General features: G+C 50.8%; 30 protein-coding genes. 12 read left to right on the top strand and 18 right to left on the bottom strand.

What is annotated here, in order from left to right:
* Position 1 precedes the first annotated feature (1 nt).
* From NEE14_RS14215 to NEE14_RS14190, 6 genes are read right to left on the bottom strand one after another with little or no spacing between them, the layout of a single operon-like run.
* A complete protein-coding gene (locus tag NEE14_RS14215; RefSeq protein WP_005798256.1) occupies positions 2–577 on the bottom strand; it encodes a hypothetical protein in 576 nt (191 codons plus the stop codon).
* Entirely contained in the window at positions 574–849 is a 276-nt protein-coding gene (locus NEE14_RS14210; protein ID WP_008778309.1) for a hypothetical protein, read from the bottom strand. Before NEE14_RS14210 ends, NEE14_RS14215 begins: the two co-directional genes overlap by 4 nt.
* A gap of 16 nt (positions 850–865) precedes the next feature.
* Entirely contained in the window at positions 866–1,342 is a 477-nt protein-coding gene (locus tag NEE14_RS14205; RefSeq protein ID WP_008778308.1) for a hypothetical protein, read from the bottom strand.
* A 14-nt stretch (positions 1,343–1,356) separates the two neighbouring features.
* A complete protein-coding gene (locus NEE14_RS14200) occupies positions 1,357–1,821 on the bottom strand; it encodes an N-acetylmuramoyl-L-alanine amidase (RefSeq protein ID WP_251968589.1) in 465 nt (154 codons plus the stop codon).
* 5 nt (positions 1,822–1,826) lie between these two features.
* Complete coding sequence (locus NEE14_RS14195) at positions 1,827–2,867, bottom strand: hypothetical protein (RefSeq protein ID WP_171030726.1); 1,041 nt, start codon at positions 2,865–2,867, stop codon at positions 1,827–1,829.
* Between the two features lie 35 nt (positions 2,868–2,902).
* Positions 2,903–3,838: a peptidase gene (locus NEE14_RS14190; protein WP_032934379.1), complete on the bottom strand. Its 936-nt coding sequence runs from the start codon at positions 3,836–3,838 to the stop codon at positions 2,903–2,905.
* 208 nt (positions 3,839–4,046) lie between these two features.
* On the opposite strand from NEE14_RS14190, the gene NEE14_RS14185 reads away from it, so the two are divergent.
* From NEE14_RS14185 to NEE14_RS14130, 12 genes are all read left to right on the top strand, one after another.
* Complete coding sequence (locus NEE14_RS14185) at positions 4,047–4,511, top strand: terminase gpP N-terminus-related DNA-binding protein (RefSeq protein WP_008675577.1); 465 nt, start codon at positions 4,047–4,049, stop codon at positions 4,509–4,511.
* A gap of 7 nt (positions 4,512–4,518) precedes the next feature.
* Entirely contained in the window at positions 4,519–6,078 is a 1,560-nt protein-coding gene (locus NEE14_RS14180) for a hypothetical protein (RefSeq protein ID WP_008675575.1), read from the top strand.
* Position 6,079: 1 nt separating this feature from the next.
* Entirely contained in the window at positions 6,080–6,310 is a 231-nt protein-coding gene (locus NEE14_RS14175; protein ID WP_005798272.1) for a hypothetical protein, read from the top strand.
* Between the two features lie 7 nt (positions 6,311–6,317).
* Positions 6,318–6,737: a phage protein Gp36 family protein gene (locus tag NEE14_RS14170; protein WP_008675573.1), complete on the top strand. Its 420-nt coding sequence runs from the start codon at positions 6,318–6,320 to the stop codon at positions 6,735–6,737.
* Positions 6,738–6,741: 4 nt separating this feature from the next.
* Complete coding sequence (locus tag NEE14_RS14165) at positions 6,742–8,052, top strand: phage portal protein family protein (protein ID WP_032934368.1); 1,311 nt, start codon at positions 6,742–6,744, stop codon at positions 8,050–8,052.
* Between the two features lie 113 nt (positions 8,053–8,165).
* Positions 8,166–9,371, top strand: coding sequence for a phage minor head protein (locus tag NEE14_RS14160; protein WP_008675569.1), 1,206 nt, complete (start codon positions 8,166–8,168; stop codon positions 9,369–9,371).
* Between the two features lie 109 nt (positions 9,372–9,480).
* A complete protein-coding gene (locus NEE14_RS14155) occupies positions 9,481–9,714 on the top strand; it encodes a hypothetical protein (RefSeq protein WP_008675568.1) in 234 nt (77 codons plus the stop codon).
* Between the two features lie 378 nt (positions 9,715–10,092).
* A complete protein-coding gene (locus NEE14_RS14150; RefSeq protein WP_032934366.1) occupies positions 10,093–11,394 on the top strand; it encodes a reverse transcriptase domain-containing protein in 1,302 nt (433 codons plus the stop codon).
* Entirely contained in the window at positions 11,394–11,879 is a 486-nt protein-coding gene (locus tag NEE14_RS14145) for a hypothetical protein (protein WP_008675559.1), read from the top strand. Before NEE14_RS14150 ends, NEE14_RS14145 begins: the two co-directional genes overlap by 1 nt.
* A 189-nt stretch (positions 11,880–12,068) precedes the next feature.
* Positions 12,069–12,311: a helix-turn-helix domain-containing protein gene (locus NEE14_RS14140; protein WP_008778303.1), complete on the top strand. Its 243-nt coding sequence runs from the start codon at positions 12,069–12,071 to the stop codon at positions 12,309–12,311.
* Positions 12,312–12,379: 68 nt separating this feature from the next.
* Complete coding sequence (locus NEE14_RS14135) at positions 12,380–13,018, top strand: thymidylate synthase (RefSeq protein WP_008675554.1); 639 nt, start codon at positions 12,380–12,382, stop codon at positions 13,016–13,018.
* Positions 13,015–13,854, top strand: coding sequence for a DNA adenine methylase (locus tag NEE14_RS14130; protein WP_008675552.1), 840 nt, complete (start codon positions 13,015–13,017; stop codon positions 13,852–13,854). The genes NEE14_RS14135 and NEE14_RS14130 overlap by 4 nt, the downstream gene beginning before the upstream one ends.
* 84 nt (positions 13,855–13,938) lie before the next feature.
* On the opposite strand, the gene NEE14_RS14125 is transcribed toward NEE14_RS14130, so the two are convergent.
* The 12 genes from NEE14_RS14125 to NEE14_RS14070 form a co-directional block, all read right to left on the bottom strand.
* Entirely contained in the window at positions 13,939–14,379 is a 441-nt protein-coding gene (locus tag NEE14_RS14125; protein ID WP_008675551.1) for a hypothetical protein, read from the bottom strand.
* Entirely contained in the window at positions 14,376–14,933 is a 558-nt protein-coding gene (locus NEE14_RS14120) for a phage virion morphogenesis protein (protein ID WP_195341874.1), read from the bottom strand. The genes NEE14_RS14125 and NEE14_RS14120 overlap by 4 nt, the downstream gene beginning before the upstream one ends.
* On the bottom strand, positions 14,866–15,168 hold the full coding sequence (locus tag NEE14_RS14115) for a hypothetical protein (protein WP_008675547.1): 303 nt from the start codon (positions 15,166–15,168) through the stop codon (positions 14,866–14,868). Before NEE14_RS14115 ends, NEE14_RS14120 begins: the two co-directional genes overlap by 68 nt.
* 3 nt (positions 15,169–15,171) lie before the next feature.
* Positions 15,172–15,393, bottom strand: coding sequence for a hypothetical protein (locus NEE14_RS14110; protein ID WP_251968588.1), 222 nt, complete (start codon positions 15,391–15,393; stop codon positions 15,172–15,174).
* Positions 15,390–15,908 carry a host-nuclease inhibitor Gam family protein gene (locus NEE14_RS14105; RefSeq protein ID WP_146348589.1) on the bottom strand — a complete coding sequence of 173 codons (519 nt, stop codon included), beginning with the start codon at positions 15,906–15,908 and terminating at the stop codon, positions 15,390–15,392. Before NEE14_RS14105 ends, NEE14_RS14110 begins: the two co-directional genes overlap by 4 nt.
* An 18-nt stretch (positions 15,909–15,926) precedes the next feature.
* Positions 15,927–16,124 (bottom strand): hypothetical protein, encoded by a 198-nt coding sequence (locus tag NEE14_RS14100; protein ID WP_146348590.1) that lies wholly within the window; start codon positions 16,122–16,124, stop codon positions 15,927–15,929.
* A gap of 1 nt (position 16,125) precedes the next feature.
* Positions 16,126–16,311 carry a hypothetical protein gene (locus tag NEE14_RS14095; RefSeq protein ID WP_251968587.1) on the bottom strand — a complete coding sequence of 62 codons (186 nt, stop codon included), beginning with the start codon at positions 16,309–16,311 and terminating at the stop codon, positions 16,126–16,128.
* Between the two features lie 5 nt (positions 16,312–16,316).
* Positions 16,317–16,808, bottom strand: coding sequence for a hypothetical protein (locus tag NEE14_RS14090; protein ID WP_075966845.1), 492 nt, complete (start codon positions 16,806–16,808; stop codon positions 16,317–16,319).
* Position 16,809: 1 nt separating this feature from the next.
* A complete protein-coding gene (locus NEE14_RS14085) occupies positions 16,810–17,082 on the bottom strand; it encodes a hypothetical protein (RefSeq protein ID WP_146348593.1) in 273 nt (90 codons plus the stop codon).
* Between the two features lie 11 nt (positions 17,083–17,093).
* Positions 17,094–17,390, bottom strand: coding sequence for a DUF4406 domain-containing protein (locus NEE14_RS14080; protein WP_032934364.1), 297 nt, complete (start codon positions 17,388–17,390; stop codon positions 17,094–17,096).
* 354 nt (positions 17,391–17,744) lie between these two features.
* Complete coding sequence (locus NEE14_RS14075; protein WP_072546188.1) at positions 17,745–18,365, bottom strand: AAA family ATPase; 621 nt, start codon at positions 18,363–18,365, stop codon at positions 17,745–17,747.
* Positions 18,362–19,240 (bottom strand): AAA family ATPase, encoded by an 879-nt coding sequence (locus tag NEE14_RS14070; RefSeq protein ID WP_251968586.1) that lies wholly within the window; start codon positions 19,238–19,240, stop codon positions 18,362–18,364. The genes NEE14_RS14075 and NEE14_RS14070 overlap by 4 nt, the downstream gene beginning before the upstream one ends.
* Positions 19,241–19,255 lie beyond the last annotated feature (15 nt).

Here is a 19,255-nt window from a genome sequence, read left to right as displayed (position 1 = left end):
GTTAGCCCTCCTCGCTTTGGAGCGATGCTGCAGCCGCGGCTTCCGCCGGCGGCAGCTTGTACTGCCCCCACTCGTCCGGTATTGCTTCCGTATCGAACACGCCGTAAGGCTGCGAACCGTCCTCCGGCATCGCCACTTCGAGCGTAACCTCTATCTTGGAGGTTTCTGTAAGGGTCAGCTTGCCTGCAGGATTGGAAAGCAGCGTGGCGTTGGGAATCAGTACGCTCTGTCCGGACACGAGGGAGAGTTCCCATGGTCCCTGCATGACAAGCACCTCCGACGGGGCTGTCCAGCCGATCGGAGTTTTCTTTTCCGAATCTTCTTTCTTATAATGCAGGCTGCCGCCAAGCAGTTTGTGCAGGTTCGAATAGTTCATCTGGATAACGTTAAATGTCGGGGCGATGCCGCCGTTACTCTGTGGGATGACCAGCACCGGGGCACCCTGCACCTGTTCGGCCTCGATCTTCGCGGCCTCGGGTTTCTTGCCGCCCAGGTCAAACGAGTTCTTTTCAATATACCCGATTGTGAAATCCTTATACTTTACGGCTCCTATGCCGTACATAAAATTCTTGTTCATCTTTTTTTCAGTTTCATTGTTAATAACATACCGACAAGCAAGCCGGCAACCATTCCCCAAGTAAACACCCGCACCGGGTTCGGAGGACGTTTTTCCTCCGTTTGAACGTCATTTGAAATTTCGTTCTTGGTCTCGCTACGGATGCGCGCCAGCTCTTCTTCATACCATAGCACCAGCTGCTGCAGACTGTCACACGAGGCTTCGGCCACGATGTTCCCGCTGTCGTCGCTGCCTACGGTCAGATTCGCCTGTCCACTCTTCCCGCGATACACCGCCCCTTCAGGAAGTTTACGGAGGCTGTCCGCCGGTATAGTCAGCTTCACCGAACTCGCCGGTACCCCCGCCATCACCAGTCCCGCCCGTCGACTTCCGCTCGCGCTGTCGGCGCTTGCCGTTTCCGTCCGGACTTCCCGGTTCATGCTCTTTCGGTGACTCGCGCAACCTGTCAAGCACAGGGCAATCGTCACGATGAGGACAGTTCCCGGCTGTATCAATAGCTTTTCTAAGACGGGCCATCTCACGTGTATTGCGGGCCAGTTCTTTCTTTGTTTCACAAAATTCATCTTTCAGAGGTTTTACAATATTCTCCATCAAAATGCGGGTGGCATGTTCGGCGTTATCTATGCGCATAGCCTCTGCACCGGCCTCAGCCTTCATCGCTTCCGCTTTCGCTTTTCTCACAGTAGCCCGCAAGGAGCCAATGGTCGCCACCGTACCAACCAGGCCGCCGCCAAGGATAATGTTCATAAATTCGCTCAAGTCCATACCACCCGGTTTTATTATTGATTAATACCTATTTCTTTCAACCATTCCTGCACATCGAAACTCGGACAGGCTTTCGCTGCCAGTTCGTTGTGTCCTACAATGCGTACATCAGGAAATTTCCGGTGAAAATCCTTCACATACTTCTCCAGTGTCTTTTTCTGACAGCCAGTGCGGGTGTCTTTCGGGGTCTTACCGTCTTTTTCCACGCCTCCGGCATACACGATGTGACGGCTCACACTGTTATATCCCTTGGCTCCGTTGGTCACTTCCCAAGGGTCCACCTGTGCATCCTCATTGTTTTCTACCAGACGTTCCACGCCTCCGTTCAGGTGGAACAGGTCGGTATAGCCAACCTGCTTCCATCCTCTTCCTCCCTGGGCAACCGGAGATGTATGCCATTTGCGGATGTCCGCAGATGAAACCTCACGTCCCTCCGGAGTTGCCGTACAGTGTATTACCAGATATTTCAACTTTGCCATAATCATCATGCTTGATAGCCGCTCATCATTACCACTCCGGCATCCTCTTTCTTGGGCATGCAGATGAAGTAATGGCGGAAGTTAATCAGGTTACGCTGGTTCAACGGGTCGTTCTTTGACTCGGAATAATACATCTTGGTAGAGCCTGTTGCCTTGAAAACCCGCTGTTTGTAGAAGGCAAACGAACACGGGAATTCACCGGCTTCTGCCGTTGCACCCAATGCCTTTTTCACTCCGGCTGTAGTATAAAGCGGATTGTTGCCGTACTCATAGATTTCAAAGCCGTACAGGTTGCCTACCTTGCCGCTGTTGCGGTCAATGTTGTACTGCTCGCGGAATGCCTGGCTGGTCAGCAGCAGGTCATTCACATGGTCGGGGCAAAGCACCAGTCTGCGGCCGTCTGACGGCACGCGCAGGTTGTCAAGGGCACGCTTCATTTCCACAAGGTCATTCACGGTAAGGCGCAGACGGTTTGTGGCCGGATCTTTCTCGCCGGTAGTCTTAAGCACCGGGGTCGTTGCCGTATTCTTGTTCGCGCAAAGGGCATGGGCCGCCTTGGTGAACTTCGCATCATTGATACTGTTGGCATGACCTTCCTTTACACGGGCGGTCTTGTCATAGCTGATGGCATAAAGTTCGTCATCCGTAATCGGCGTGGCCTTGGTCTGGAATTTGTCAAGCTTGATGGCGATGTCCTTGTCTTCCAAAGCCTGTACGTCAATCGGGTAGGTCTTGTTGTTAATCAAGACGTCCGGATCCACCCCTACCTCTACCAGATGAATCACATCGTTGTTCACGATACTGCTTTGGTCGGGAATTCCTGACAGCCACGTGCCTTCCAGCCCGGCACGGAGTACCTTGACAAGCTCGCCCGTCCAGATTTCCGTATAAACCCCTTCACGGAGTATTGAAGCGCTCTGCGGAGCCATGCCCATGAAGGCTGCCACCGCATTCATTCCCACAGCTCCGGCTGCAGGAGAGAATCCCAGCACGGAAGCACACACGGCACCTGTCAGCGTATTGAACAGGAGTGCCGTCAAAAGCATTACAATTTTTCCCATTGTCTTCATTTTAAAGGTTTTCAAATTTCACAGGTCATTCCATATTCGGCCTTGTACAGACGCTTGTACTCCTCCGGGTTCTGCTCACGCATTTCAAGCAGTGCGTCACTCGGGACATCGCTCAGCTTGGCATAGGTGGACGGCTGTGCCTGCTGCTTGCCACCCTGGTAACTCAGCACGGTGGAGATCTTCACCTGGGGTTGCATGGCATCAAGCACATTCTTCAGCTCGTCGGATCCAACCTTCTTGCCCAGTTCGATAAACTGTGCCTTCTTGTCTTCCCCCAGTCGTTTCTCCGCTACGGCCTTTTCCACAAGACCGGTAATGCGGGCCAGGGTCAGCTTCCCGTTTTCATCTTTCAGAGAGTCATTCTCAGCCTTGGCCGCTTTCAGGTCATTCAATGCCCGGGTTACATCAGCCTCCGTCGCCGTTTCCGGCAGCCCCAATTGAAGGGCCAAAAGTTTCAGTTCCATTTCTTCTTCTGTTTTTTGATTATTGATTGATGGCAAGGGACATTCCCCGTCCCTTCCCAAAGTGATTTGTTTACCGTCTTTCATCAATATGATGGCATCATCGTTAGAACCAACGTCCACCAGAGAGACCTCGTACAGTTTACTCTTGGTCACGGTCGGACAAGTCTGTCCCGGCAGTAGATGTTCGGGCTGTTCGCTCAGTTCCAGGATATCTATGCCGGCACTTACCATTCTCAGGCTGCCGAACTCAAATTGTTTCTTACACCTCTTACTGAGGTCGGTCGCCTCGTCAAACACGGGTTCACCGGTCACCTCGCCGTCTTCCACCCGGATATCCTTCACATAACCGATCACGCTACCGCGCTGGTGCATGTACAGCAGTACCGGATTCCGGCAGTACTGCTCCACACTCATGCCCGATGTCAGCACGCGGCTTCCGTAACTGTTCAGGCTGTCATTTGAAATTCTTACACGTTTACTCATTTTTCCATGCCACGCCTTTGTGCGTTGGCTCTGCAATATTACGGAGCACTCGCAGGGCCGCCAAAAATGTGTGCAACGGTTGCACACTTCTATGAAACCGTTACACATTATTTTGGCGGCAAACCGATAAGCGGACAACTTTGCGAACAAATCGGGCAGGTGTACAGTCATTCCAATACCTGCCGTTCAAACCTATATTCTTTATAATATGACAAAGGCAGAAATCGAAAAGAAGAAATCGCTCGCACGCTCACTATTCCTCTCCGGAATGGAGCAAACGGAAATAGCGGAAAAGGTGGACGTGTCTCGTGTCACCATATCCAAATGGTGTACCTCCGAAGGGTGGAAAGAAGCAAGGGCGGCAAAGAACGTCACCCGGCCGGAACTGGTGAACAAGCTTCTGCTCACCATCGACACGCTTATCACACAAGTGAACTCGTCGGATGACCCCACATTGATAGCCGGGCTGGGCGACAAGCTGGCAAAACTGTCGGCGGTCATCGAGAAGCTCGACAAGAAGGCCAATGTGGTGGATGCCATCGAAGTGTTCATGGCATTTTCCAAATGGATCGAATACCGCTCGACAATCGACCCGGATGTGACCCCGGAATTGGTAAAGGCCATCAACAAGTACCAGGACCTGTACATAACCGAACAGATGGGCATAAAATAACAAGGGCATGGCAACAGCAGCGGAAAAGAAACAGGCATACGAACAGTGGAAAGAACACTGCAAAAGGGTACAGTCCATTACGGATACGGCGCTGCTCGCAGGCGAGACACCGGCACAAAGGGACAGGCGCATTCTGCGGCTGCAGGGTAACTATGCCGCATTCTGCGAATATTACTTTCCCCACTTCCTCACCTTGCGTGACAAGACTACCGGGGAAGCCATACGCACCATTCACAATGCACCGTTCCACAATGCGGCAGCGGCCAAAGTAAGGGGTACGCCCAACCTGAAGGCGGTATTCATGTGGCCGCGCGGTCATGCCAAGTCCACTCACATGGACATCTTCGTCCCATTATGGCTCATGTTCCAACCAAAGCGGCTCATCAATTTCATGGTGGTGGTCGGCAAAAGCGAAGACTCTGCCACACGTCTGCTGGGCGATATTCAGGCGGAACTGGAACACAACCAGCGCATCATTGCCGACTTCGGCAAGCAGCAGGGGAATGCCTCCTGGCAGGATGGGGAGTTCAAGGCTGCCAACGGGGTGAAATTCCTGGCTTGCGGACGCGGACAGTCTCCGCGTGGTCTGCGCGACCGGGAAGCACGCCCGGACTACATCGTCATCGATGACTTGGATGACGACGAACTGTGCCGCAATGAGAAACGGGTGCATGACATTACAGACTGGGTGAAAGAAGCCCTTTTTGGTGCACTGGATGTGGGCCGGGGACGCTTTATCATGGTCGGGAACCTCATTTCTAAAAACTCGGTGCTGGCCAATCTCACCAAGACAAAAGGGGTACATGTATCCGTCATCAAGGCAATAGACAAGAACGGAGAACCGGTATGGCGCGAAAAATGGACGAAAGAGGAGGCGCAGGAATACAGGGATTTCGTAGGCTACCGGGCATGGGAAAAGGAGATGATGCACAACCCCATCGTGGACGGCACTATCTTCCGGGCAGACTGGATTCGTTACAAGAAACTGCCCAGACTGTCCAAGTATGAAATGCTGGTCTGCTATACCGACCCCTCTTTCAAATCGACCACTTCAAACGACTACAAGGCTTGCCGCCTTTGGGGCAAGATTGGGAAGGAACTGCACCTTATAGACTGTTACGTCCGGCAGGATACCGTTTCCGGAATGGTACGGTGGCTTTACGACCTCTACGAGCGTACACGCGATACGGCAGCCGTCCAGTTCTTTATGGAAGCGAACTTCATGCAGGATGTCATTCTGGATGAGTTTGAGGCAGAAGGAAATCTGCGTGGATACCAACTGCCCATCATGCCGGACAAACGAAAGAAGCCGGACAAGCTCCAGCGCATCGAAGCGGTGTCACCATTATGGGAACGCGGTTTCGTATTCTACAATGAGAAGTTGAAAGAATCGCCGGATATGCAGACCGGAATCGAACAGACCTTGGCTCTGGAGCGTGGCAGCCGTATTCACGATGATGCACCGGATGCCGACGAGGGAGCCATCTGGATGCTGCAGCGCAATTCAAGACAGGAGAGTTTTCAACCGGTGTTCGGCAAAAGGCCGACCGCCAAAAATATATGGTAACATGATACAACTGATTAAAAGAATGATTTTTGCATGGCGCTATAAACGTGCCGTTGCCCGTGCTTGCAAGTATGCCAAGCTCTACGGAAGAAAATACTACGTCCTGTATATGGGCGGCAAACTGAAAGTTGTCCCCAAAAGGAATATCTGCGAACTGATTCACCGCCACCGTTTCCGCAAGGGAACCACTATCCGGGATATAGAAAAAATGGCATTATTCATCACTAAATAATAAGGTCATGTTCATTACAGAAGAAGATTACAAAGTTGTCATCGGCGACAACGCATTGAAGGTCATCTCCCAGGTAAGCCCGGAAAACCGTACCAATGCAGAAGCGGAAGCCCGGGAAGAAATTGCCGGTTATCTACGGCCGAAATACGACTGTACGGCCATTTTCTCTGCACAGGATGAACACCGGAACCGGCTCATTGTCATGTACACCTGCGACATTTCACTTTACCACATGAGCGCAGCCATGCCACAAAAGATGGGAAGCGAGATACGCAAGGAACGATATGAACGGGCCATCAAGTGGCTTGAAGGCGTACAGGCCGGAAAAATTGTCCCTGATTTGCCCCTGGCTGTCGGAGAAGATGGGCTTCCGTCCGGAAATTCACTTGTTTACAGCTGTCAGAAGCAGCTTCATCATAACTGGTAGGACTATGGATATTAAAGACTTTTTCAGCGGTATGTTTTCCAGTAAACCGAAAAACGTACTGCAAACGCCATACGGCAATTTTAATCTGGCCAAGGGGAAAGACATCAAGCGGGTGCAGAAAATGGTCATCGACCTGCAGCGCACCACCGATGCACTCACCCGGAAGGACATCAAGAACTGGCGCGATGCCTGGCAGTCGGCCATCAATGTGGACAGCCCCAGCCGCCAGCGCCTGTACGACATCTACCGGGACGCGGAAATAGATCTTCACCTCTCCGGATGCGTGGAGCAGCGCAGAGGGTTTGTCATGGCACGCTCTTTCAAAATCGTAGACGTGAAAGGGGATGAGAACGAGGAGGCGGTACACTTCTTCGACCAATCCTGGTTCAAACAGCTCATGCGATATGCGCTCGATTCCATCTACTGGGGACATTCGCTCATCGAATTGGGCGACCTTTGCACTGACGGCGACGGCTGCATCTGTTATTCGGATGTGAAGCTTATTCCGCGTAAGCATGTCATTCCTGAATATGGGCGTGTCATAACCGACCTCGGACAGGACTGGACTACAGGTATAGACTACCGCCAGCCGCCTTTTTCGGACTGGCTCATTGAGGCCGGCAGACCTGACGACCTCGGGCTGTATCTCAAGGCAGCTTCACAGACTATCCCCAAAAAGAATATGCTGGCTTTTTGGGATACCTTCGGGGAAATATTCGGAATGCCCATGCGTATAGCACGCACCACCTCGCGCGACCAGAAAGAAATCGACCGCCTTGATAAGATGCTGCGTGAAGCCGGAACCGCTCTCTCCATGGTGGCAGGAATGGAAACCGAAATCGAATTTGTGGAAAGCGGCAAGGGAGATGCATTCAATGTCTATGACAAGCGCATCGATCGGGCCAATTCCGAACTGTCAAAGCTTATCATCGGACAAACGATGACCATTGAGGACGGAAGCAGCCTCTCACAGTCTGAAACGCATCTTGAAGTGTTCCAGAACCTCGTGGAAAGTGACTGCGACATGCTGCGGGATATAGTGAACAACCAACTCATTCCGCGCATGGTTCGTCACGGTTTTCCTGTCAAGGGACTGCGTTTTGATTGGGACTACTCCATTGACTACACTCCCGAACAGCAGAAAGCCTACGAAGAAATGGTACTGCAGCACTACAAGGTGAAGCCACAGTACTTTGAGGAAAAATACGGCATTCCGTGCGAGGAGAAGGAACCGAAGGAAGAGCCGGACCCGGCAGATCCGAAAAAGAAGAAAGACGACAAACAGGCTGGAACGCTATCCCGTTTTTTCGACTGAGCCCCGAGGATTATTCGGGGCTGCATCTACGCTACAGTTCATTGCTTGGCAATCATACCCTCCAACTCTCAAAAGAGGACGAGGCAAAATTGATGCGTGACAAGCTTACAGAGATGTTCGACCGCATGATGAAAGCCCTGTTCCGGGAGCAGGGGGCAAACCTTGAAATCAACATACTGGCTTCAGAAGAGGCGCAGGACTTTATAGAGACGCACGCCTCCGTCCTGGACTCTTCATTCCGGCAGGTGGAGATGTCCGAGGCCATGCGAGGGCGCCTGCAGAGGTCGGATTATATATTCTCAGGCCTAAAGACGTTCCATGAACTGAACGAAGCCTTCCCCTCCCTGCTGGATGAGAACGGCAATCGAAAAACGTTCGAACGCTTTTTGAACGATGTCCGGAAGATAGACGAAACCTATAATCGGGGCTACCTCCGGGCAGAGTACAACTTTGTGCAGGCTTCGGCGACTATGGCCGCCAAGTGGGAACGGTTCGCAGAAGACGGGGACCGCTACAACCTCCAGTACCGGACGGCCGGGGATGGCAAGGTTCGCCCGGAACATGCCGAACTGCATGGGGTAACACGACCTATGGCAGACCCCTTTTGGGAAGAGTATTTCCCGCCAAATGGATGGAACTGCAGGTGCACCGTAGTCCAGGTACGAAAATCCAAATATCCGGAAACGCCCTACGATGAGGCAATGGCATTGGGCGAGTCAGCCCTTCAAAGGGACACCAAAGGCATCTTCCGGTTCAACCCGGGAAAAGAACAGAAGACCATGCCGGATTACAACCCATACACCATCAAAAGGTGCAGGGATTGTGATATGGCCAAAGGGAAACTTAAACTGGCCTTCGTTCCGGACAACGAGCTGTGCGCCGCCTGCAAAATACTGCAAAAATGCGCCGGAGACCGGGAAAAGTCCGCACGAGCTATCGAACGTATCCATTATCTGCATGAAATGGAGCCTCTACTTCAAAAGAAAGTGGAAAAGAACATAAATGGCAAGGACTTGAATATCGGCTTTACCAAAGAGGGCAACAAGCACTTGTTCTCCGACACATTCGGACGGACACGCATCGTTTCCAAGGAGGACTTGAAGAACCTGGATTCACACCTTGAACGTGCCGAATATGTGGATGATTCCGCATTGACTCACCCAAGGACGGACAATGTGGAACACTTCTTCTACTTCAAAGTTAAAATCAATGGAAAATGGGTAAGGCTTAATGTTGCCAAAGAAGTAACAAGAAGGGATAACGGTTATATCCGCATAAAATACTTTTTATACTCAGTAAATGATATAATAGTAGAATAAAAAAAACAAAAGCACCAAGGGCGACACTTTGGACTAAAACGCCTGCTCGTCATTCCCTCAATGCTTCTGTGTTTGCAAATATACAAAACATTTTTTAATCCAATTGCTTATGAACAAGATTCTTTCATTTTTGAAACAAAGTAACCGCTACAAACACCTGGTAGGCGGTTTTATCGTGGGGCTGCCAGCCCTGACACCGTACGCGGCCTTATACGCAGCCGCCATCGCAGCCTCCTCGCTGGAGCTCAAAGACAAGCTCCGGGGCGGTCGTTGGGACTGGACGGACTGGACACTCACCGTGACCGGAGGAGCAATCGCTGCATTGATTTTCCTCGTTATCTAACAAGGGGACTGGCTTTTATCCGTACCTTTGCACCCCGGTGGAGCTTCCTGATAGTCCGTGTGGTCTATCGCGGGTACAACAATGCGAATGCGAATGGCGGCGTGTCGAATGCGAATGCGAATAACGATGCATCGAACTCGAACACGAATGTCGGCTCCCGTCTGGAAATCTAACAATCGGCGTACAACACCGGGGACGTGTCCCCTACCGTGGTGCCGAGGGAAGCAAGCCACAGCAAAAGCGCACAGGTGCGGAAAGCTGAAAAATCACGCGTCGGGTGGAGTTTGGTAGGCTCAAGTCAGCTCGAAGAAGTCAGACCCGGGGAAAGGAAGGCCCTTATCTTCCGTTTGTAAAACAATCAAAAAAAACGATGCTATAATGCACAGGCAAGGATATATAGTGGAAGAGATTGCCGATTATTCCAATATGGCGGAATCGTTCAACCAGGTCCTCCGTGGCTCCAAACGAAAAAAAAGCCGCCAGGGACGTTACCTGCTTGCGCACAGGGAAGAGGTGCTTCAGGAACTTACCGGAAAAATCAAGACGGGTACATTCACCGTCAAGGATTACCGGGAGAGGGAAATCGTGGAGGGTGGAAAAATGCGACGTATCCAGATACTCACCATGAAGGACCGCATCGCCGTCCACGCAATCATGGCCGTAGTGGACAGGCACCTGAAGAAACGGTTCATCCGTACCACCTCAGCCAGCATCAAGAACCGCGGCATGCACGACCTCATGGAGTACATACGCCGCGACATGAAAGAAGACCCGGAAGGAACACGCTACTGCTACAAATTCGACATCTCCAAGTTCTATGAGAGCGTGGGGCAGGATTTCGTAATGTATTGTGTCCGGAGGGTATTCAAGGACAAGAAACTCATCGCCATGCTTGACAACTTCGTAAGGCTCATGCCGCAAGGAATCAGCATCGGGCTGAGGTCGTCGCAAGGGTTGGGCAACCTGCTCCTGTCTGTTTTTTTAGACCATTATTTAAAGGACAAGTACGGCGTCCGCCATTTCTACCGCTATTGCGATGACGGCGTGGTACTCGGTGACGCGAAATCAGAATTGTGGAAGATTCGTGATGCCGTCCACTTCCAGGTCACACAAATCGGGCTTACCGTAAAGCCTAATGAACGTGTATTCCCGGTGGACGAGGGCATAGACTTCTTGGGATATGTCATATACCCCGACCATGTGCGCCTACGCAAGCGCATCAAACAGAAGTTCGCCCGAAAAATGCACGAGGTCAAATCGAGGAAAAGAAGGCGTGAACTGGTCGCTTCCTTCTATGGGATGGCCAAGCACGCCGACTGCAATATGTTGTTTAATAAATTAACAGGCAAAAAAATGAGATCATTTAAAGACTTGAACGTTTCCTACAAGCCGGAAGACGGCAAGAAACGTTTTCCCGGCTCCGTGGTAAGCATCCGGGAATTAGTGAACTTACCCATCATCGTGAAGGACTTCGAGACCGGCATCCGCACCGAACAAGGCGAGGACCGCTGTATCGTAGCCATCGAGATGAATGGCGAGGCCAAGAAGTTCTTCACCAACTCGGAAGAGATGAAGAACATCCTCGCGCAAGTGAGTGAAATGCCGGACGGATTTCCGTTTGAGACCATCATTCGGACGGAAACTTTCGGCAAAGGTAGAACCAAGTATGTATTCAGCTGATGAAAAAAGTGGAAGGAAACATCGGGGTACGGTTGCTTGAATGCATAAACCCCATTAAAAACAAATGGCGTGTCCGATGGGACGTGCAGCCGGGAGAGAACGGATCGGCCACCTACATGGAAGAGGAGTTCGACCATCGACCCACCGAAGACGAGATACGCTCCACGGTCATAACATGGCACAACCGGGAAACCGACAAGGATATCCTATCAGGTTTCACCTACGAGAATGTCCCGGTATGGTTGTCAAGCGAGAACCAGTTCAACTACAAGGCAGCCTACGACCTTGCCGTGCAAACAGCAGGGGCGACTCTTCCGGTCGTGTTCAAATTCGGGACGGACACCGAACCGGTCTATCGCGAGTTTGCTACACTGGAAGACCTGACAGACTTCTATACGAAAGCCATGCAGCATATCCAAAACACGCTGGCCGACGGATGGAAAAAGAAAGATGTATTTGATTTGTCGCTATATGCGGTAGATTAAAAAAAGCCTTCGGGGGTAAGGCTGTAAAAAAAGCCCCCGGCCTGTTAAAACAGTCGTCTCACTTACTATTAAACACAACGCACCCAAATGGAGCGCGGCCGGGGGCAATGCCCTCATGCCACCCCATTTGGGTGTTTTCGTTGTTGTTTAATAAGTGAGACAGTGCAAAAGTACTAATTTTTGTTGAATATGAAAGTAATTGAGATACTGAAATTGAATAAAGGAATGCTGAAAACATGCCGGAAAGTGGGAATCCGGATGGAAGACGTACAGTATATCGAACTATACAATGACTACAACAGGCTGTTGGACGAAGGCGAAAAGGTTTCCTACATCGTGGCAGTACTGGCCGAACGTTATAATGTTTGCGAGCGAAAGGTATACACGCTCATCAAACGGCTGCAAAGCGACTGTAACCCGTTTGCAGTGTAATGGGACAGCCTCCCCATTGAAGAGGGATAACGGCGCGGTACCTTTGCAGGGTATCAAAACGACACACCATGAACAAGTATTATCAAATCCTGAAAAAGGTACTTGCCGACGGCAAGACACAAAAAGGCAGAAAAGGCGAAAGCCGTTACCTACTGAACGAGACGGTAACGCTGTCCCCTGCGGAACTGCTCGATATTTTCGAGGGACACAATATCGCACGGAAAAAGCTCAGAAGCGAACTGTCGCTCTTCATGAGCGGGGAAAGACAGGTTGAGAAATACCGGGAAGCCGGGATAAACTGGTGGGACTACTGCGGCTCCATCCTCGTGAACTCCTACCCTACCTATTTCGAGAAGCTGCCACCTCTGATTGGCAAAATCAACCGGGAAAAACGAAGCAGCAAGAACTACGTGCTGTTCCTCGGTTCGACCGGCACGGAAAGCAACCAGGCACCATGCCTCAGCCTCGTACAGTTCCAGATCGAACAAGGCGAACTGGTCCTGACGGCCTACCAGCGTAGCTCGGACGCCAACCTCGGATTACCGGCGGACATCTATCACCTGTACCTTATATCCCGGCAAATAGAACTACCCCTGAAATCCATCACAATCAACCTCGGCAACGTGCATATTTACGAGAACAACGTCACACGCACACAAGAACTGCTTGCCGGAAATCCTAACGTAAAATTCGAATTGAACGTATGAAAAAGACGTATCTGTCAGCCCCGCTGCCATTCGTGGGCCAAAAGCGCATGTTCGCACGCAAGTTTATGAAAGTATTGGAACAATATCCGGAAAGCACGGTATTCGTTGACCTTTTCGGCGGTTCCGGCCTGTTATCACACATCACCAAACGATGCAAGCCGGAAGCCACGGTCATATACAACGATTTCGACAATTACCACAAGCGGTTGGAAAACATCCCAAGGACAAACCGGCTGATCGCCGACCTGCGTGCCATGGTAGGGAATTCCGTTCCACGGCACAAGACCATAACCGGAGAACTGCGTGAGCGCATCTTCAGCCGTATCCTCCAAGAGGAGCACGAGACCGGTTACGTGGACTTCATCACCCTGTCCTCCTCTTTGATGTTCTCCATGAAATATAAACTGAACGTACCGGAGATGCGGAAGGAAGCCCTTTATAACAACATCCGGAAAGCGGACTATCCGGAGTGCACGGATTATCTGGAGGGGCTGGAAATCGTCTCCTGCGATTACAAGGAGCTGTTCAACCGGTACAAAAACACGCCGGGCGTGGTGTTCCTGGTGGACCCGCCGTACCTTTCCACCGACGTGGGTACTTACAATATGAGTTGGCGTATGTCGGATTACCTCGACGTGCTGAACGTGCTATCCGGGCATCCGTTCGTCTATTTCACCTCAAACAAATCCTCCATCCTGGAGCTGTGCGAATGGATCGGGAAAAACAAAAATATCGGCAACCCGTTCGAGGGATGTACCCGGATGGAGTTCAACGCCCACATAAACTACAGCTCATCCTACACGGACATGATGCTGTTCAAAAAAGAGGCTGCCTGACGGCGTTTCTTTGCCCCCTGTTGAAATAGAAAGCCTCCGGCGGTAATTTGTCCGCCGGAGGCTTTACTGTCTGAACATGGCCGTTTATCGAAGCCGTTTGAAGGCCACGCACGAATACACCTCGATATTTTCCACGATCTCCTCGTGGTTGTGGTTCGTCTGGCTCTCCACAAGGTCAAATGCCATGAAAGTATCGCCATCCATGCACGAGAGCCGCTCATGTATCAGTTCCGGCAGGTCAAACACCTCCAACGCCTCTTCCTTGAACGGACTGCCCTCGTTGGCTGCACCGGCCCAGTCCGTCACGATATGCAGTTTCACTTCCGGTTCGGCCCGATATTCCACCCCGTCCACAATCGCGTTCCAGCGTATCGGGCAGAACTCCACGAATACGGCAGGGCGTTCCCAATTCTCCTCCTGCTCGATAAACTCCACATTGTGGTTCCACAGGTCGATGTGTTTTATCAAGCCTCCGCCCACCTCCTTCAGCTCCTTGCAGAGCATATTATAAAGTTCCTTTCTCATTTCCGTCTTATATCAAATTCAACATTGAAATATTCCGTTATATTCTCCTCTATGATTTCACGGACAGCCTTCTCCACTTCGGGAGAAACCCCCAAGAAACGCCTTCGGGGAATCTTGATCATGCTGCCCTCCTTTTTCAACGCCATGAACTTCCAGAACTCCGCCTCGCCGGTCAGCTGCACGGTACGTTTGTCCTTGCGTTTCTCTCCATTCTTCCTGCGCCCGAAAGAACCGGTCGCCTCGTAGTATTTATGCCAAAAGTAACGCTTCATCTTTTTTGTCACCCTTATCTCCCCGCCGTCATTGTGGATGGCCGCATACGGAAGGTCGGTGTAAAACGTGATGCTGTTCTCCGTGGTCCGGCTGGAAACGCTCCGCCTGAGCCGGCCGGTATCTATCAAAATAGAACCTCCGGGACGTGTCGGGCTTTTACGCCGCTGCCATGCCTCGGAGAAAAAAGCCTGACGCTCAAAATTACGGTCGAACTCATCTGTCATCTCCACCCGGATATCCTGCAGGATCCGGGCGATTATCTTCTGCACGTCCTTGTTCATAGTCATCGTCATTAAAGAGTAAAAGCTGGCGGGTCTCCTCGTCAGCTATTTTCTTGCTCGCATCCGCGCTCGCGTTGAGTATATTGTAGAATGTACGTTCGGTAACGGCATATACAGGATATACGTACCGCCGCCAGATCTCACGGTTCGGTACACCGCGTTTGGCATATTGGTCGTATATCCTGTTTATCTCCTCCACACGTTTCTCATAACTTACTCCGCGTCGCTTTGCCATCGCTTACTCCTTCTTTGGATTATATGGTTGAATGTCCAGTTCCATCTTCGCGCTCACTATCACCCGGCCGCTGCCGCCACACTGGGGACAAGCCTCCTCGGTAATATTCACTTTCTTTTTTCTGAAAATCCGGGAAGGAAGTTCGGTCGTTCTCTGTATGACACCCGTGCCGTGACAAGCACGGCACAGGGCTACTTTTGGGGTCTTCTCTACGTTATGTTTCATGCGGCATCCTCCTTTTTCGGTTCAACATAGAATGTCTCGTCCTGGGCCACCTGTATGCCACACTTGGCCATCTGCGGAGCCATCTCTTCGGTGTCACGGTCCGCAAGCAGCTTGTCCTTGGCAATCTCCTCCGTCTGGCGCACGTAACCGGGAAGAAACTCCTTGACAAGCTGCAACGCACTCGCCCACGTGAAGCCTTTCAAGGTTTTCAACTTTGGCGTTCCGGTACGGAAACCGATAACGCCGTGCGCCATCTCAAGGCTCTTTTTCTTGGAGAACAATTCTGCCTGGTTCTCGGTGGCATAGGCCTGCAAGGTGTCGAACGCCTTTTCCTTCTCTCCTTCCAGCTCTGCCAGTTTGTTAGCGTACTTCTCACGGATCTTCGCGCACTGAAGCTCGATGTCCGCCGTAATCTTCGCACTCTGCGCATCTGCCTTCGCATAATTTGCAAACGCTTCGTCGGCGGCCTCCCTGGTCACGCCGGTAATGATCACTTTCTTTTCTCTTTTTGCCATTGTAACAAATTTTGATGGTTAATCACTGATTATTTTCTCATCCTTCAAAAGCAAGGCAAACGCCCTGTCTCTTTCAGCCTTTGTCTCAAACTTCTTATACGTCTTCCAACTTCCATTCCGGCCTGTACAAAACTTAATCCTCGGGGAAGGATAATCGTCCTTACGGATTATCTGGAAACCGGCATTAACCAGCTTGTTCTGATCGTCAATTCCCATACTAATCCTCCTCGCTATAATCTGGCGTTTCCAACTCGCTTTCCAACAGGGCTTCCTCATATTTCTCATAAGACCACTCGTTCAGCCTGTTGAAAAACTCTTCCCGATCATCCCGATCCATTTCCGGGAACACGTCAAGTATCTGGTTCTTGACATTCTCAAGCAGCTCCTTGAATCTCTTATCCATATCCGTCAATTTTTAGGGGCTTTGGTGTCTATGAACATATAGGTCACCGCCGCCGGTTGTTTTACTTCCTCTTTCTTTTTTTCCTTGAGCCCGCCCTTGCGCCGGATAGAGCGCAGCTTTACAGCCAGTTGTTCCAGTTCGTCCGAAGAGATTTGACTGAACGTCTTTCCCGCAATCCGAGGATTCCGGCAGAAGTCATTGACACGCGCCCAGTCCGAAGTGTCGATTCCCATTTTTTGCATGAGTCTCAAACACACGCTGCGCCAATATTTAAGCTCCTCCTGCATCTTCTGACGACGCTCGTCCACACCGGCCAATTTCTCCAATCCCTCACAACAGGTCTTATATTCAAGCCTCGTCATTTCACGAAGACTGTCTGTCCGGTTCCATGTATACTGCAACACGATGGACTTCTTGAACTCTTCCCGGTCTCCGTTGAACGGCAGCTTGTTGAACAAAGCGTAAAACCGGGCGAAATTGGTTACTTCCTGTGCCATATCATTTGCCATTAAGAATCATTTCACATTCCGTTGATTTGGTACTGACACGATAAATTATCTTATCCGGTTTCACTGATTTACCTTTGTATTCAGCCTCGATTTGTCCGGCATATATCTTTTTGAACTCATCACCCATCTTAGAAAGTATTTCCTTATTGTACTCCCCGCAAAATCCTATGCGTGAGGAGTGGGTTTCACGAATTATTCCTCTATATACCGTAGCGGTCAACGTTATCACCACGACACCGGTTTCCATTTTTATTTTTCCCATATCGGCCATTTTTATTCAAACAATACTTTAATGCCGCATGAACTCGCCACGTCAAGTTCCAGCTTCGCGCCTTTACTCAGTTCCCAGTCCTTCAGCATATAGATATACTCACAATCCAGAAGTAGGGCGATATCCGCCCGCATGTGCTCTCTCCAATGGGCCTCATCCGGCAGCCCGTTCTTAAAAGGATTGACCGGGGAAAAGCCCATATTTCTCAAATTCTGTTCCGCATTGGCAAACGCACCCTTGCGCTCGTCAATGTTGTAGTGGGCTATTGCCCCGCTGATGTAAACCTTGTCTTTTTCCATCGTTTCTTTTTTTAGTTGTTTGCTTCTTTTGAATCTTTCCGGCAGTACTATCGTCCAGTTGCAGTTCCGACAACACTCGCCCTCCTGTCTCACAGGAACGGGGCTATTGCCCGGTTCCGTAAATCTCCTGCCACAAATGCAGCAGATCTTCGTCTCACTTTTTTCCATATCGTCACACTATTTCAAATTGCACCTTAAAATCATATTCCTTGCAAAGCCGCCGTATCTGGACCACAATCAAAGGGGTGCTACCGTAGGGGCAAAATATCACCCGTTCCCTGGTAGAACACCGAAAGCCTTTCCGACGCAATTTATACAGAAGATTCTTGCGTCTCATCTTCAGCTTGTCCATAATTACAGGTTATTACTCGTTTGAATGATCCCTTCTTCCCATACTACGTAATAACTGCCGGCCTCACCGATGGCACGGCCTTGACAATACGCCTTATAACCAACCACCCGGATCTTCATATCGCAGATATAACGCAAACGGATCGCACCGCCTCCCATCGGCTGGCTCTTCTTTTCCTGGCTGATCCAGATGAAGCACTTTTTCGGGAAACGCTTCATCAAGGCTACCGCATCCGGATACTCCCATTCCGACACCTGATACGAATCCACGATGATAAACTTCGGGGACTTCGGCTTCTTCAATCGGTCTATCAGTTCCTCATAGGTCTCGTCCACAACCACACGGAACTTACCTTGTACCTCGTTCATCTTCAAATATTCCATACGGCGCTGGAATGTCTGGTTCACGCCCTCTTCATAGCTCAAGTACAACACAAGGCCGTATTTGCACAGTTCCTTGCCAAGCTGCATCACAAAGCTGCTCTTTCCGCTGGCACTGGCACCGCTAATGAACCAGGAGGCGTTCTCCGCAGGGAACCCGAAAGGCTTGTTCCATTTCTCGCCCCACGGCAACGTCACCCATTTCTTGGCGGCTATGTCTTTCGGACTATATGCTCGTTTCATTGCGCGGTCATTTTTAGCTTCTCAATCTCCGTATACACCCGTCTCAGACCTCCACGTGTCTTGCGTACAATCTGCGCTATATCCGCACCTGCCGGGGCATTTACTTTAGCCACCGTCCGAGCTTGGGCATTCAAAAACGCCTCACGCTCCTTGCCGTCATCAGGTGTCACCTTGCTGTAACGGTCTCCATAACGGCTCAACATCTCGGTATAGCCCACTTTCTTACATTCTATCGAACGGTTGATCTTTTCTTTCAAACCATCCGCACCCATCATATACCAGGCACAACTGCGTTCGGTGGCATTCCACAAAGCCTTCAGCTCAAGGAACGCCTCATACTGCAAATCCCCGGCCTCGTCCAAAATAATAAGCGGATTCTCAATGGAACGGAGGTAATAAGTCAAATCCTCGTATACATCGCTATATTTACCTTTGGCATCCACTCCGAACTCCGCAGCTATCTTACGCACCAGCTTCAGCTTAGTCTTCACCTGCGAGCAGTCGATATACACGGCATTCTTGTGGTTCTGCACATAATACCTTGCGGTAAAAGTCTTTCCGATGTTTGGAATGTCGCATAGGATAGCCGACAGGCTCGACTGCTGGGAGAACTCCAGCTGGGCGGTTATATACTCGAACGTGGCGGTCTTGGCAACCTTCCACTCCATATCGGCACGGAGGCTCACACCCAAACGACGGGCTATACTTATCCAGTTGGCATCACTAAGAGCCTTGTCCGTCTGTCCGTTCTTAATGGCACTGTACACCGATGTGCTGATGCCAAGGGAAGCGGCGTGTTTGGCGTCACTCGGATAGTTCGCACGGTTGGCGGCTACCGCTCCCAAAATCTTCTGTTTTTGCGCTTCTGTAATCATAATTCAAACGCTGTT

This window comes from Parabacteroides sp. AD58, assembly GCF_023744375.2.
In the GTDB taxonomy this organism is placed as follows: domain Bacteria; phylum Bacteroidota; class Bacteroidia; order Bacteroidales; family Tannerellaceae; genus Parabacteroides; species Parabacteroides absconsus.
The sequence above is the reverse complement of the archived record's forward strand: the minus strand, read 5'-3'. Positions and strand labels throughout refer to the sequence as shown.